The organism is Streptomyces aurantiaciflavus, from assembly GCF_049808595.1.
Classification (GTDB): Bacteria; Actinomycetota; Actinomycetes; order Streptomycetales; family Streptomycetaceae; genus Streptomyces.
Window position 1 is genome coordinate 141265 of record NZ_JBNCAQ010000019.1, and the last position, 14280, is coordinate 155544.

Genomic DNA, 14280 nt, shown 5'->3' on the forward strand with positions numbered 1-14280 from the left:
GGACCCGTTCTGCCGTGAGCGACGCGACGGCGCCGTCCCGTCCCTTCGTGTCCGGAGGGCTCGGATGAGACCCGTCCGCTTCGTGGCCCTCGGGGACTCGCTCACCGAGGGCGTCGGAGACCCCATGGACGACGGGTGGCGCGGCTGGGCCGCGCTGCTCGCCGGCGGACTCGTCGGGGACGCCGAGGCCACCGGGGAGTCCGTCGAGTTCACCAACCTCGCGGTCAGCGGGGCGCAGACGCGGGACGTGCTGGAACGCCAGCTCCCGGAAGCGCTGGCGCTACGGCCCGACCTCGTCTCCGTCGTGATCGGTGTCAACGACACCCTGCGCTGCACCTTCGACATCCACGCCGTCGCCGCCCGGCTCGACACGGTGTACAGCGCCCTCACGGAGCAGGGCGCGGTCCTGCTCACGGCGTGCCTGCCCGATCCGGGCGCGATGCTCGGGCTGCCGGGAGCCCTCGCCCGTCCGCTCGCCCGGCGGCAGCGTGCGGTGAACTCCGTCGTCCACGCGCTCTCCGAGCGTCACGGGGCGGTCCACCTGCACGCCTCCGAGGGCGCCTGGCTGACGGACCGCGCGATGTGGAGCGCCGACCGGCTCCACCCCGGCGAGCGGGGGCACCGGCAGCTGGCACTGCGTTTCCACGCGCTGCTGGCCCAGGCGGGCCTTGCCGCCGGGGCCGCGCCTTCGCCGGAGCCGGAGTTCCCGGCGCCCACGAAGTCGGCGAGCCTGTGGTGGCTGGCGACCGCGGGCACCGGCTGGGTGGCCCGGCGGTGCACCGACCTGCTGCCCCAGCTGCTCGCGCTGGCCATGGACGAGATGCGCCACCGCGCGCGGGGCACGAGCGCCCGGCTCGACCTGCGGGCCTCCGCGGCGGTGTCGGCGGCGCTGGCCGCGCTGTCGGTGGCGGAGCGACAGCCGGACGCGGTGTAGCTGCGGCCGACGACGACTGGCGCGTCGCCGCGGAGGCTCAGCGGCGGCGTACGGCCATGAAGCGGATCGGCGTGCCCGGGACCGCCTGTGCGGTGGACGGGAGGTCGGCCGGGCGGACGACCCCGATCACCGGGTAGCCCCCGGTGGTCGGGTGGTCGGCCAGGAAGACGACCGGTCTGCCGTCGGGGGGCACCTGGACCGCGCCCAGCACCATGCCCTCGCTGGGGAGTTCGCCGGGTCGGGCGCGCTCCAGAACGGGGCCTTCCGTGCGCAGGCCGATGCGGTTGCTCGCTGACGACACGCGGTACGCGCGCGAGGTGAACGTGCGGACGGCGTCCGGCGTGAACCAGTCGTCGCGCGGACCCAGGGTCACGCGGAGGACGAGCTCGGCCGGAGGCGCCGGCTGCGGGGCGACGTCCACGCGTGCGTGCGGGACGAGGACGGGTCCCAGTGGCAGGACCGTGCCGTCCGTGAGGGGCGCCGGACCGAGACCGGAGAGGAGGTCCGTCGAGCGGCTGCCGAGGACGGGTTCGACGGCGATGCCGCCCGCCACCGCCACGTAACTGCGCACCCCTGAGACGGCCGGCCCGACCTCCAGCAGCGCACCCGCGGGCACGTACACGGGCGCGCCCCAGGCAACCGCCCGCCCGTCCACCGTCACCGGGCAGGGCGCGCCGCCCACGGCCACGGTGACGGTCGAACGGGGGCGTACGGCACAGCCGTTGAGCGTCGTCTCCAGGACGGCCGCGTCGGCCGGGTTGCCGACCAGCCGGTTGACGAGCGCCGCCGCGGGCGCGTCCAGGGCGCCGGAGCGGGGCACGCCGAGGTGGGCATGGCCGGGGCGGCCGCCGTCCTGCACGGTGGTGAGCGCCCCGGCGCGGACGACGGCGAGTGCGCGGTCGCTCATGCGGCGCGCTCCGGAACGAACCGCACGCGCGCGCCCGGCGTGAGCAGCGCGGCCGGCACGCGCGCGTGGTCCCACAGCACCGCGTCCGTGGTGCCGATCAGATGCCAGCCGCCCGGCGACGAGCGCGGGTAGACGCCCGTGTACGGGCCCGCCAGTGCCACCGAACCGGCCGGCACGGCCGTGCGCGGAGTGGCCCGGCGCGGGACGTCGTAGCGGGGTGGCAGGCCCGTGAGGTAGCCGAAGCCGGGCGCGAAGCCGCAGAAGGCGACGCGGAACTCGGTGGCCGCGTGCACGCGGGCCACCTCCCGTTCCGGCACACCCCAGTGGGCGGCGACGTCCGCGAGGTCGGGACCGTCGTAGCGCACCGGCAGTTCGATCACCTCGTGCGTGTGCGGGGGAGCGGGCGGGAGGTCGGTCATGGTGAGTTCGGAAACCCAACGGACCGGGTCGTCCAGGCCGTCGAGGAGGACCGTACGGGCCGCCGGGACGATCTCGCGGACGGCCAGCGAGCCCTCCGCGCGCCGCCGCAGCAGCTCCGCGTGCAGGGCCTGGGCCTCCTCGCCCGAGTCCACCTCGACGAGCAGGGCGTCCTCACCCACGGGCAACGCCCTCATGCGAAGGCCTCCACCCGCACGCCCGCCTCCTCCAGGCGACGCCGTACCCGGCGGGCCAGCTCCACCGCGCCGGGCGTGTCGCCGTGCAGGCAGAGGGAACGCGCGCGTACCTCGATGCGCGCGCCGGTGTGGGAGACGACCGTGCCGGACCGAGCCAGCCCCACCGACCGTTCGACGACGGCGTCCGGGTCGGTGACCACGGCCCCGTCCTGCCCGCGCGGCACGAGCGTGCCCTGCTCGGTGTACGCGCGGTCCGCGAACGCCTCCGTGACGGCCGGCAGGCCCGCCTTCGCGGCCAGCTCCAGCAGACGCGAGCCGGGCAGCCCGAGCACGGGCAGCGCGGTGTCGGCGAGGAGCACCCCGTCGACGACCGCGCCCGCCTGCTCCTCGTCGTGCACGACCCGGTTGTACAGCGCGCCGTGCGGCTTGACGTACGCCACGCGCGCGCCCGCCGCCCGCGCGAACACCTCCAAGGCGCCGATCTGGTACGCCACCTCGGCGGCCAGTTCGGCGGGCGGCACGTCCATGGCGCGCCGCCCGAACCCGGCGAGGTCCCGGTAGGAGACCTGAGCGCCGATCGTCACACCGCGCTCGGCCGCCAGCTCGCACACCCGCCGCATGGTGGCCGCGTCCCCGGCGTGGAAGCCGCAGGCCACGTTGGCGCTGGTGACGACGGACAGGAGCTGCTCGTCGTCGGTCAGCCGCCAGCGGCCGAAGCCCTCGCCGAGGTCGGCGTTCAGATCGATCGCGGTCATGGATCCTTCGTGTCTCCTTCTCAGGCCACGCGGTACTGGTCGTCGCGGGCGTCGGTGAGGAACATCTGTCCCGGGGCGTGGGTGAGCGCGAACGGCGGGCGCGAGGCCGTCACCGCGGCCTGCGGGGTCACTCCGCAGGCCCAGAACACCGGGATGTCGTCCGGTTCGGCGTCCACCGGATCGCCGAAGTCGGGCCGGCCGAGGTCGTCGATGCCCAGTCCCGACGGATCGCCGCAGTGTACGGGGCTGCCGTGCACCGCCGGGAGCAGACTGCTCTCCCGGATCGCCGCCGCCAGGTGCTCCGGCGGCACCGGGCGCATGGACACCACCATCGGCCCGCGCAGCCGTCCGGCCGGACGGCACTGACGGTTCGTCACGTACATCGGGACGTTGCGCCCCTGCTCGACGTGGCGGACCGGAACGCCGGCCCCGGCCAGCGCCCACTCGAACGTGAAGCTGCACCCGATCAGGAACGTCACCAGGTCCTCACGCCAGTACGCGCGCACATCCGTCGGCTCGTCCACCAGCTCGCCGTCCCGCCACACCCGGTAGCGCGGCAGATCGGTGCGCAGGTCGGCCCCCTCGGCCAGCACGGTCGTCCAGGAGCCGGCGTCCGTGACGTCGAGCACCGGACACGGCTTCGGGTTGCGCTGGCAGAACAGAAGCATGTCGTACGCCCAGTCCGCGGGCACCGAGATCAGGTTGGCCTGGGTGTGGCCCGCCGCGACCCCGGCCGTGGGCCCCGTCAGCCCGTCCCGGAAGCGGGACCGGGCGGTTTTCGGGCTCCACGCGTGCGCGTGCTCGTCGACGAGGGTCAGGGGACGGTCATCCATGTAGGTGGGACGGTTCACTCCAGTTCCTTCCCGCGCGTCTCCGGAAGCCCCAGCAGCGCCAGGGCCGCGAGGCCGTAGCCGACCGCGCCGAAGACCAGCGCGCCGCCCACGCCCCAGCTGTCGGCCAGGAAGCCGACCGTGGTGGGGAAGACGGCGCCGACGGCGCGGCCGGTGTTGTACGTGAAGCCCTGGCCCGTGCCCCGCACGGCCGTCGGGTACAGCTCGCTCAGGAAGGACCCGAAGCCGCTGAAGATCGCCGACATGCAGAACCCGAGCGGGAAGCCGAGGACGAGAAGCAGGGTGTTCGCGCCGCTCGGGATGTTCGCGTACGCCAGGATGCAGACCGCCGACAGCAGGGCGAACAGCCAGATGTTGCGGCGCCGGCCCAGGCGGTCGGTGAGGTGGCCGCCGGTCAGATAGCCGAGGAAGGCGCCGGAGATCAGGAACGTCAGGTAGCCGCCCGTGTTGACCACCGACAGCCCGCGCTCCGTCTTCAGGTACGTCGGTACCCACGTCGCCAGGGTGTAGTAGCCACCCTGGACGCCGGTGGAGAGCAGGCCCGCGAAGATCGTCGTGCGCAGCAGGCGGCCCCGGAAGATCGCCCGGAACGACCCCTTCCCGGCGCTGCGCTCGCGCGCGGCGACCGCCGTCGGCGCGTCCTGCACGCGGCGCCGCAGCCACACCACGAGCAGCGCGGGCAGGGCGCCCGTCCAGAACATCACACGCCAGGCCAGGTCGTCGCCGAAGACCGAGAAGACCACCGTGTACACGACGGCCGCGAGCCCCCAGCCGACGGCCCACGAGCTCTGGATCGCGCCCAGGGTGCGGCCGCGGTGCCTCGCGCTCGCGTACTCGGCGACCAGGATCGCGCCGACCGCCCACTCGCCGCCGAAGCCGAGGCCCTGGAGGGCGCGGAAGAGCAGCAGCGTCTCGTAGGTCGGAGCGAAGCCGCAGGCGACGGTGAACACGGCGTACGTGATCACCGTGATCATCAGGGCCCTGACCCGGCCGATCCGGTCGGCCAGCACGCCCGCGACGGCGCCGCCGACCGCGGACGCGGCCAGCGTGACGGTGGTGAACAGACCGGTCTGGCCGCTGTCCAGGCTGAAGTACGCCGCCAGCGCGACCATGCTCAGCGGCAGCGTGAAGTAGTCGTAGGAGTCGAGCGCGTAGCCGCCGAACGCGCCGGCGAAGGCGCGGCGGCCGCGCGGGCCGAGGGCGCGCAGCCAGCCGAACGCGCCGTCGTCATGGGCGTGTTCGGCGGCCGAGGGGTGGGTGTCGGTGGGCAGGGCCTGCGGTGGAGGGGTCGTGCTCATGGGGCACCTCGCAGAGCGATGACGGAGGGTGCTGGGGACTGAGCCGTGCCGTGCGGAACCAGGGGGTGCGGGAACTGTGCCGTGCGGGAGCGGTGGCGCCGCGGTGGGGACGGGGCGATGCCGTGCGCAGCAAGGTAGAGGATCGTTGAACGATCCTTCAATACCCCTGTTGTTTCGTTCTCCTGTCTGCGGTTGAATTCCGGGCATGGCAGAGCAGCTGGCGGGACTGGCCGACGACCGCGCCCTCCTGGGCCGCACCAGCACGGCCGAGCGGGTCTCGGACATCCTCAGAAGCCGTATCGCCGAGGGCTATTTCCCGCCAGGCACACGCCTGTCGGAGGACAGCATCGGCGGGGCGCTCGGCGTCTCTCGCAACACGCTGCGCGAGGCGTTCCGGCTGCTCACCCACGAGCGTCTGCTCGTCCACGAGTTGAACCGGGGCGTGTTCGTCCGGGTGCTGACCGTCGAGGATGTCGAGGACATCTACCGCACCCGCACACTCGTCGAGCGCGCGGTCGTACGCGGGCTGGGGGAGCCGCCGTACGCGCTCGAGAGTCTTCAGGCAGCCGTCACGGAGGGTCAGGTGGCGGCCGTCGAGAATGACTGGAAAGGGCTGGGCACCGCCAACATCCACTTCCACCGCGAACTGGTGGCGCTCGCCGGCAGTGCCCGCACCGACGAGCTGATGCGCAGTGTCTTCGCCGAGCTGCGTCTCGCCTTCCATGTCGTCGACGACCCCCGGCGGCTGCACGAGCCGTACCTCATGCGCAACCGCCAGATCCTCCAGGCACTGCAGGCGGGCGACAAGGAAGAGGCGGAGCGGCTGCTCGTGGTCTACCTGCGGGACTCGCTGGAGCGGGTCGTCGAGGTGTACCGGCGGCGGGTGGGCGACGAGGGCCGACGCGTCGACTGAGGCCAGGGCGTCGGCCGAGGCCGTCTCGCGCCTCTGTGACGGCGGTCGCTTCTGCGTCGTTTGGGTCGATGTCAGACCGAGGACCTAGTCTGTGCACCGTGACTTCGCCTGCATCGACGGACCGTGTTCCGCCCCAGCTCAGCGCGGGGCCGCGCCCCGCCACGGGCCCGGCCGCCGACGAGGGACTGGCGCGGCGGCTGCGCGCGCTCGCCTGCACCGCCCCCCTCCACGACCTCGACGCACGCAAGGCCAACCTCGCCGGTGAGTACGCGGTGTACGGCATGGCGGAGATCGCCCTCGCCGCCATCGACCTCGTCACTCTCAACATGGACTTCGACACCGGCGCCGACCACGACCAGATAGTGGCCCGCCTCATCCCGCGCATCGCCGCCCAGGCCCCGCAGCGGCCCGCCGAGGAGCACGAGCGCGTGGCCCGCTGGGTCCTGGAGAACCTGATCAACGTCGGCAGCGTCGACCGCGGCTTCCGCGCCGTGTACGGCACCTTCGCGCCGGACGGCACCTACGTGCGCCGCGACTACGACTTCAAGCTGATCGAGGAGGTCCCCGGGTACGGCGGCGCCGTCTATCTGCGCACCACGGACGAGGCCGTCAACGTCCTCGTCGGCGCCCTCGACACCGACGTCACCAGCGCGCAGATCGCCGCCGAGGTCAAGCTGGAGGTCCTCATCCGCCGCGGCCGCCTCGCCGACGCCCAACTCGCCGCCGAACAGGCCCGCTACCGGACCGTGCAGTACTCGGAAACCCTGCGCAGAGCCCTGGAGGCGACCCGGCGCAACGTGCGTGCGGTCGACTGGCTCAACGCCGTACCCGACATGATCGCCGAGGCCCTCGACCACGTGGCCGACCGCTACCGCCACGAGAACGCGATCCTCACCAACATCCGCAAGGCCCGCGACGAGTCCGAGGACCCCGAGCACAAGCGGCGCGCCGCGGAGCTCGTCGACATCGTCAAGGACTGCATCCGGCGGCACACACAGCTCCAGTCCAGGCTGCTGGAGGCGGGGCCCCTGTTCCGCGCCGAGCAGGACCGGCAGGCCTTCGCCACGCCGATGACGACGTCGGGGATCGACCTGTACGGGCATCTGGTCGCCCCCGTGCTGCCGTTGCCGCTGGAACAGGCGGTTCGGGTGACCGACGCCTTCTTCGCGCGCGGGACCGGGATGCGCACACCCGTGTCCGTGCGGGTCGGTGATCTCGTCGACCTGTTGCTGACGCCGCCGGTCGAGCGCGAACACCTCGGGGCGGAGATGCCGGAACCGGACCTGATCGCGACACCGGACGACAGCCGGTTCAGCGAGGAGCAGCTGGCCGCGGCGATGGAGTTGCTGGATCTGCCCGCCGACGCGCCGCGGAGGTTGTCGGGGCTGCTGGCGGAGGCACGGCGTACCGATCCCGATCTGCCGTACCTGGTCGCGTTGTTGGCGGTGCACGCGGCGAGCCCGGCCGTCGGCACCGCGTACCGGCAGGGCGAGGAGAAACTGCTGTTCGCCGTGGACGACGGGACGGAGCTGGACGATCCCGAGTTCGGTGGAGCCGACCTCATAGTCGGCACGGCCCTGCTGGACGCGGCCGGTATGGCCGCCGACCGGACGGAAGCAGCATGAGCCGGGCCGGGAACCGTATGGACGAGCACGACCGCAGCAAGGAGCCGAAACCGTGACCGAGCACGTCGACCGGAGTGAGCCCGAGGCTGCCGCCGTACCGGTGGCCGCCGCCGTCACCCCCGCCGACGCCGCCGACGCGGCGCGGCTCGTCGCCCTCGGGCTGCAGCCCAAGTTGCAGCCCGCGCGTGATCAGGAGTACGCGCAGCTGCTGCGGCGGTACCGCGACGACCCGGCGTTCGCGCGGCTCGCCGACGCCGTGGCCACGGGGCTCGGGCTGGTCGTGCTGGAGGTGTCCCCGCGCGCGGGGATGGCGGTGACCGCCGCCGAGGACTCGGTGTTCGCCGTGCGCATGGGTGACTACGCGCGTCGCACGGCGGCCGACTCGGGGGACCGGTTCCTGCACGGGCTCGCGCATCTCGCCGTCGCCGCGATGGCCTTCCCGCGGCCCGAGGACCTGGCCGACGACGGATACATCGGACGGGTCAGCGTCAACGGCGTCGACGCCTTCGTACGGCAGGCCTGCCGTCGGCTGGAGGAGCGGGCGGAGGAGCAGGGTGAGAACACCGACCCGGCCAGCGACGCGCCCGGCCTGGAGGCCGCCTGGCGGATCTGGGCCAGACGCAGCGCCACCGGCGCCACCAAGGACGCGCGCAGACTCGCCGGTTCGACGACCGGCATCGTCGGCAAGGCCGTCGCCTTCCTCACCGACTCCGGGTTCCTCCAGCGGACCGGTGACGACAACGGCGGGACCTACCGGACCACGGCCCGCTACCAGCTCCAGGTGCGGGACATGGCCGGAAGCGCCGCCATGGCCGAGCTGCTCGAACTGGGCGTGGTCCCGGTCACGGACGGCACACCGACGCTGCTGCCCGCCGACGAGACCGACGAGCTCGTCGCCGACGCCGGGCTGCCGTTCCACTCCTGAGACCCCCTGATCCACCGCATCTTTCCGAAGACTTACGAGAGTCCGCCATGTACGAGCTGTCCCGGGTCCGCCTCTACTCCATCGGGCCCGCCGGTGCGCGCTACGCCGACACCGTGCTTGACCTGCGGGGCGTGGGCGACGTCGTGCCCGACCCCGCCCCCACACAGGCGGAGTTCTTCGAGGAGGAGCCCGTCGGCCCGCCGCGCCGGCCCGCGCCCGCCGGCGTGCTCTTCCTGGAGAACGGCGGCGGCAAGTCCGTCCTGCTCAAGCTGATCTTCTCCGTGATGCTGCCGGGGCACCGCAACACCCTCGGCGGCGCCAGCTCCGGCGTGCTGCGCAAGTTCCTGCTCGCCGACGACTGCGGGCACGTCGCGCTGGAGTGGCAGCACGTGCTGACCGGCGAGTGCGTGGTGGTCGGCAAGGTGAGCGAGTGGCGCGGGCGGCAGGTGTCCAACGACCCCCGGAAGTTCGCGGAGGCCTGGTACTCGTTCCGGCCCGGCCCCGGACTCACCCTCGACAACCTTCCCGTCGCCGAGTCCACCGCCGTACGGCCGCCCGTCGAGGGCCAGTCGGGGGCGCAGGGACGGCGGCGGACCATGAAGGGGTTCCGGGACGCGCTCACCGAGGCCGGCAAGGCGTATCCGCACCTGGAGGTGCACTGGGAGGAGATCCACGACCGATGGATCGAGCACCTCGGGGATCTGGGCCTCGACCCCGAACTCTTCCGCTACCAGCGGGAGATGAACGCCGACGAGGGTGAGGCCGCCGGTCTCTTCGCGGTCAAGAAGGACTCCGACTTCACCGACCTGCTGCTGCGCGCGGTGACGGACACCCGGGACACCGACGGGCTCGCCGACCTCGTCAGCGGTTTCGGCAACAAGCTGGGCCGGCGTGCCGAACTGATCGCCGAACGGGACTTCACCGCCGGTTCGGTGGACCTGCTCGGGCGGATCGTCGAGGCCGCCGACACGCGGGCACGCGCGCGGGACATCCACACCGGCGCGGAGCGGCGTACGCGCACGCTGGCGCGGCGGCTGTCCGCGCGGGGCGTGCGGGAGCGCGTGCGCGCCGCCGACCTCGCCCAGCGGGTCACGGCCGCCGCCTACGCCGTCACACACTCCGAGGGAGCACGCGAGCGCAGCGCCCTCATCGCCGCCGAACTCGCCTTCCGCCACGCCTCCCTGGCGCTGACCGCCGCCGAGAAGTCCGCCGCCGCACAGAAGCGCGAGCTTGCCGACGCACGCACCCTGCACTCCGCCTGGCAGGCCGCCGAGGCCGTCCTGCGCCACCGCGCCGCCGCCGACCGGGTCACACGCGTGTCCGCCGCCATCCAGGAAGCCGAACGGGACGCCGCCCCGGCCCTCGCCGCCCGCGCCAAGGCCGCCGTCGACCTCGTCCGGGCCCTGCACGCGGCCGCCGAGAGCGCCGAGACCCTCGCCAACGAGGAGGAGGAGCGCTCCGCCGCGCTCCAGGAGGTCAGCGAGTCCGCGTACCGGGACTCCACGTCCGCCGCCACCGAGGCGCAGCGCGCCCGCAGCGAGATCGGGCACCTGCGCCAGCGTCTGACCGAGGTCGAGCAGGAGACCGCCGAGGCCGTCCGCGCAGGCTGGCTCGACGACAGCGCCCCCGACGCCGACCCGGCGCGCGCGGCCCTCGCCGCCAGCGACGCCGAGAAGACCGCCGTCGCAGCCTGGGACACCGCCCGCGAGGCCTCCCGCAGGGCGGGCGAGCACGCGCGCGAGGCCGCCTCCGCCGAGTCACGCGCCGAGCTCACCGCGGCCCGCGCGGCGGACGCGGCGACAGCCACGCAACGGTCGTACGAGGCCGAGCGGCGGATCGCCGAGGCGCTGGCGAGCGAGGAACGGCTGGCGGAGCTGCTGAGCGTGACCGGCGGCAGCGCGCGCCCGATCATCCCGCAGCCCCGCCAGGGCAGCGAGACGGCCGACACCGGTCTGACCCCCGAGGATTTGGACCGCTACGCCGACGAGCTGCGGGAACTCCTCGACGACGCGGTGTCCTCCGCCGAGCGGCAGCTCTTCGAGCTGCGGACCGCAGCCGCCGACGACTCCCGTATCCTCGGCGCGCTCGGCGACGGGGGGCTGCTGCCGCCCGGCCCCGACGTGCTCGCAACGGTCGAGTTCCTCGGGGAGCACGGCATCCCCGCGCTGCCCGGCTGGCGCTATCTCGCCCAGGCCGTCGACCCCGCCGACCACGCGCGTGTGCTCGCCGCCCGGCCGGAACTCGTCGACGGCGTGATCATCACCGACCCCGCCTCGCACGCACGCGCGCGTGAGGCGCTCACCGACGCCGCCCTGCTGCCCCGGTCCGCCGTGGCGGTCGGCACGGCCTCCGCCCTGCTCGCCCCGACCCCCGCGCCCGACGCCGACACCGGCCGTCACCAAGACGTATTCCTCGTACCGCCGAACCCGGCCATGCACGACGAGCACGCCGCCGACGAGGAGCGGCAGGCCCTGCGGGCGCGGGCGACGGAGCGGGACGAGGAGATCCGGCGGCTCGCGGCCCGGCTCGGCAAGGACCGGGAACTGGCGGCGCGGCTCGCCTCCTGGCGCACGGGCTGTCCGGCGGGGCGGCTGGTGGAGTTGGCGGAGGCCGCTCGCGAAGCGGATTCCTTCGCCGAGGAGGCCGAGGCCGAACTGGCCGAGGCGCGGACCGCGCGGGCGGAGGCCGACGAAGCCGCCGCTGAGGCCGCGCAGGTGCGCGACGAGCACCAGGAGGCCGCACAGAAGGCCCGGCGCGCCGCCGACGCCCTCGCCGGGCTCGCCTTCCGGCTGCGCGAACGCGCCGGCTGGCAGGTCAAGCTGCGTGAACTCGCCGACGAGGCCACCGAGTCCGAGGCCCGCGCCCAGGCCTGCCTGGAGCGTGCCCGCGCCGCCGACGAGGACCGCCGCGCCGCCCAGCGCGCCGCCGACGACGCCCGCCGCACCGCGCGTGCGCTGCGCGCCGAGCGCTCCGAGATCGCAGGCGCCCCCGACGACGTACCGGAGGACGACGCGGACGCGCCCAAGGCGTCCCTGCCCGCTCTGCGGGAGGCCTATCGCGCCGCCTCACAGGTGTACGAGAAGGTCGGTGTCGGCGCCGATCTGCGGGCCGAGCAGGCGCGGGCGGAGAGCGACGAGAGTGCCGCGCGGGCCGAGCTGGACCGGCTGAGCAACAAGGTCCGCACGCGCGCGGAGCAGCTGCTCCAGTCGCCCGACGGTTCCGACGGGCCGTCCCGGCAGGCCGCCGCCGCGCGCGCGGAGGAGCTGGTCCAGCTCCTGGAGACCAGGATGTCCAGCGCCAGCGAGCAGCTCGGCCGGCTGCGCGGCGAGGCCGAGCGGCACGCACCCGAGGACGGCGAGGCCCACACCGAGCTGCCCGAGGAGCTCCAGCCGCGCGACGCCGAGCACGCGCAGGCGCTGCTGCGCACCGCCACGGCCGAACTGGCCTCCCGCACCGAGGCGTTGAGCCAGGCCCGCGAGGCGCACACCGAACTCCTCGACGCCCACCGGGCCGCCGAGGACGCGGCAGGCGGCTTCGACGAGATCGCCGCGATGCTCCGCGACCTGCTGCGCGAGCACACTCCCGAGGATGACCAGGAGGAGCCGGAACCCTACCCCGGCACCCTGGAGGAGGCCCGCCAGTCGGCAGCCGAGGCCCGGCGCGCGCTGCGCGGCTGCGCCGCCGACCTGTCCGCCGCCGAGGCCTCCGTACGAGAGGCGAGTGACGTGCTCGTCCGGCACGCCAACTCCACACGCTACGAGCAGGTCCGCACCCCCGCCCGGCAGCAGATCCGTGAGCTGCCCGCCTCCGCGCTGCCCGAGCATGCCCAGAAGTGGGCGGACGCCTTCGCGCCCCGACTACGGGTCCTCACCGACGAGTTGGAACAGCTCGAACGGAACCGCGACTCGATCGTGGACCGGCTCAGAGGGCTCGTCGAGTCCGCGCTCGCGACCCTGCGGTCCGCGCAGCGGCTGTCCCGCCTCCCCGAGGGACTCGGCGAGTGGTCGGGGCAGGAGTTCCTGCGCATCCGCTTCGAGGAACCCGACCAGGCCACCCTCACCGAGCGGCTCGGCGAGGTCATCGACGAGGCGACCCGGGCCGCCGTCAAGAAGAACTCCGACCTGCGGCGCGACGGCATGTCCCTGCTGCTGCGGGGCGTGGCGGCCGCGCTGCAGCCCAAGGGCGTCGCGGTGGAGATCCTCAAGCCGGACGCGGTGCTGCGCGCCGAGCGTGTCCCCGTCGGGCAGATGGGCGACGTGTTCTCCGGCGGTCAGCTGCTGACGGCGGCCATCGCCCTGTACTGCACGATGGCCGCGCTCCGCTCGAACGACCGAGGCCGGGACAAGCACCGGCACGCGGGCACACTGTTCCTCGACAACCCCATCGGACGCGCCAACGCCACCTACCTGCTGGAGCTCCAGCGGGCCGTCTCGGACGCCCTCGGCGTCCAGCTCCTCTACACCACAGGCCTGTTCGACACGACCGCCCTGGCGGAGTTTCCACTGGTCATCCGGCTGCGCAACGACGCCGACCTGAGGGCCGGCCTGAAGTACATCAGCGTCGAGGAACACCTCCGCCCGGGACTGCCCCAGCCGCCCCAGGCAGGCGAGGCGGTACACAGCGAGATCACGGCGACGAGGATGTTCAAGCGGCCCGCTCCGACAGCGAGTTGATCAGGATCTCCTTGCGGAGATCCGCAACGACGTACTGGCGCGGAAGGAGGGGGCGGTGGGGGTCCGGGGCGGTGTGACCCCGGAGTGCGCTGGGCTTCCTCCTCTGCCCACGTACCTTCAGGAAGTACGCCTCGGAGGCTTGCCTCAGGAGTGGGACAGTCGCCCGGCACCGCCGCCCTGCCGGCGTATCCGTTCCTGGGCGCGCTCGGCGGCCCGCGCCTGCCGGTGCGCCCGGCGCCGCTCGCGCCGCAGTGCCCGCGCGGTGCTGCTCGGAGTCGACACCACACCGTGCCGCTGGTTCCACACCTGCCGGGTCACCCAGACGTCCAGCGCACCCCAGGTCGCCACCACCGTACTGACCACGCTGCTGATCACCATGGGGAAGGCCAGCCAGGATCCGGCCAGGGTGCAGAAGAAGGCGACCATGGCCTGAAGCAGCGTCACGGCGATGATGAGCACCGCGCGCACCGCCGCCGTACGGACCGGGTCGGGGAGCCGACGCCGACGCGCGGGCTCCTCGACCCACAACGGCCGGTACGCCGCCCGCTCCTGGACGGCACTACCGCTCGCACCACTGCCTCCGACAGCGCCCACTCGCCCGGTGCCTTCGGGTGCGCCCTCGGCGGCCTTCGCAGTCGCCGGAGCCCCACGGCCGTCCGTCACGCCGCGACCGTGCGCCGCGATCTCGGGATTGCGCGCCTCGGGTACCTTGGGCTCCCGCAGCGCAGTACCGCGCACCGCCGCGCCGTCCTCGGGCGCCTCGCGCCGCTCCGCCGTGCCCATCA

11 protein-coding genes are annotated in these 14280 nt (G+C 73.9%); 5 read left to right on the forward strand and 6 right to left on the reverse strand.

What is annotated here, in order from left to right:
• Positions 1 to 64: 64 nt before the first annotated feature.
• A complete protein-coding gene (locus ACPT94_RS23460; RefSeq protein WP_425246746.1) occupies positions 65 to 934 on the forward strand; it encodes an SGNH/GDSL hydrolase family protein in 870 nt (289 codons plus the stop codon).
• Positions 935 to 971: 37 nt separating this feature from the next.
• Here the strand turns inward: ACPT94_RS23460 and ACPT94_RS23465 are convergent, their stop codons facing one another.
• The 5 genes from ACPT94_RS23465 to ACPT94_RS23485 are packed head-to-tail and all read right to left on the reverse strand — an operon-like array spanning position 972 to position 5359.
• Positions 972 to 1841 (reverse strand): 5-oxoprolinase subunit C family protein, encoded by an 870-nt coding sequence (locus tag ACPT94_RS23465; protein ID WP_360346981.1) that lies wholly within the window; start codon positions 1839 to 1841, stop codon positions 972 to 974.
• Positions 1838 to 2455, reverse strand: coding sequence for a 5-oxoprolinase subunit B family protein (locus ACPT94_RS23470; protein WP_360346983.1), 618 nt, complete (start codon positions 2453 to 2455; stop codon positions 1838 to 1840). The genes ACPT94_RS23465 and ACPT94_RS23470 overlap by 4 nt, the downstream gene beginning before the upstream one ends.
• Positions 2452 to 3210 (reverse strand): LamB/YcsF family protein, encoded by a 759-nt coding sequence (locus tag ACPT94_RS23475; protein WP_360346985.1) that lies wholly within the window; start codon positions 3208 to 3210, stop codon positions 2452 to 2454. The genes ACPT94_RS23470 and ACPT94_RS23475 overlap by 4 nt, the downstream gene beginning before the upstream one ends.
• 20 nt (positions 3211 to 3230) lie before the next feature.
• Positions 3231 to 4043, reverse strand: a complete 813-nt coding sequence (locus ACPT94_RS23480; RefSeq protein ID WP_425246756.1) for a putative hydro-lyase — start codon at positions 4041 to 4043, stop codon at positions 3231 to 3233.
• Between the two features lie 14 nt (positions 4044 to 4057).
• A complete protein-coding gene (locus tag ACPT94_RS23485; protein WP_425246747.1) occupies positions 4058 to 5359 on the reverse strand; it encodes an MFS transporter in 1302 nt (433 codons plus the stop codon).
• A 205-nt stretch (positions 5360 to 5564) separates the two neighbouring features.
• Here ACPT94_RS23485 and ACPT94_RS23490 point away from each other — a divergent pair, with 205 nt between their 5' ends.
• The 4 genes from ACPT94_RS23490 to ACPT94_RS23505 all read left to right on the forward strand — a co-directional run bounded on the left by ACPT94_RS23490 (position 5565) and on the right by ACPT94_RS23505 (position 13495).
• On the forward strand, positions 5565 to 6272 hold the full coding sequence (locus tag ACPT94_RS23490) for a GntR family transcriptional regulator (protein ID WP_360346991.1): 708 nt from the start codon (positions 5565 to 5567) through the stop codon (positions 6270 to 6272).
• 98 nt (positions 6273 to 6370) lie between these two features.
• Entirely contained in the window at positions 6371 to 7897 is a 1527-nt protein-coding gene (locus tag ACPT94_RS23495) for a hypothetical protein (RefSeq protein WP_360346993.1), read from the forward strand.
• Between the two features lie 52 nt (positions 7898 to 7949).
• On the forward strand, positions 7950 to 8822 hold the full coding sequence (locus ACPT94_RS23500; protein WP_360346995.1) for a hypothetical protein: 873 nt from the start codon (positions 7950 to 7952) through the stop codon (positions 8820 to 8822).
• Positions 8823 to 8869: 47 nt separating this feature from the next.
• On the forward strand, positions 8870 to 13495 hold the full coding sequence (locus tag ACPT94_RS23505) for a coiled-coil domain-containing protein (RefSeq protein ID WP_425246748.1): 4626 nt from the start codon (positions 8870 to 8872) through the stop codon (positions 13493 to 13495).
• A 144-nt stretch (positions 13496 to 13639) separates the two neighbouring features.
• On the opposite strand, the gene ACPT94_RS23510 is transcribed toward ACPT94_RS23505, so the two are convergent.
• Positions 13640 to 14278 carry a hypothetical protein gene (locus tag ACPT94_RS23510; protein WP_360346999.1) on the reverse strand — a complete coding sequence of 213 codons (639 nt, stop codon included), beginning with the start codon at positions 14276 to 14278 and terminating at the stop codon, positions 13640 to 13642.
• Positions 14279 to 14280: the final 2 nt, after the last annotated feature.

What these genes read in the sequence shown, in the direction of transcription:
- ACPT94_RS23460 (WP_425246746.1), top strand. Translation starts at nt 65, where the DNA reads ATGAGACCCGTCCGCTTCGTGGCCCTCGGGGACTCGCTCACCGAGGGC.
- ACPT94_RS23465 (WP_360346981.1), bottom strand. Translation starts at nt 1,841, where the DNA reads ATGAGCGACCGCGCACTCGCCGTCGTCCGCGCCGGGGCGCTCACCACC.
- ACPT94_RS23470 (WP_360346983.1), bottom strand. Translation starts at nt 2,455, where the DNA reads ATGAGGGCGTTGCCCGTGGGTGAGGACGCCCTGCTCGTCGAGGTGGAC.
- ACPT94_RS23475 (WP_360346985.1), bottom strand. Translation starts at nt 3,210, where the DNA reads ATGACCGCGATCGATCTGAACGCCGACCTCGGCGAGGGCTTCGGCCGC.
- ACPT94_RS23480 (WP_425246756.1), bottom strand. Translation starts at nt 4,043, where the DNA reads ATGGATGACCGTCCCCTGACCCTCGTCGACGAGCACGCGCACGCGTGG.
- ACPT94_RS23485 (WP_425246747.1), bottom strand. Translation starts at nt 5,359, where the DNA reads ATGAGCACGACCCCTCCACCGCAGGCCCTGCCCACCGACACCCACCCC.
- ACPT94_RS23490 (WP_360346991.1), top strand. Translation starts at nt 5,565, where the DNA reads ATGGCAGAGCAGCTGGCGGGACTGGCCGACGACCGCGCCCTCCTGGGC.
- ACPT94_RS23505 (WP_425246748.1), top strand. Translation starts at nt 8,870, where the DNA reads ATGTACGAGCTGTCCCGGGTCCGCCTCTACTCCATCGGGCCCGCCGGT.
- ACPT94_RS23510 (WP_360346999.1), bottom strand. Translation starts at nt 14,278, where the DNA reads ATGGGCACGGCGGAGCGGCGCGAGGCGCCCGAGGACGGCGCGGCGGTG.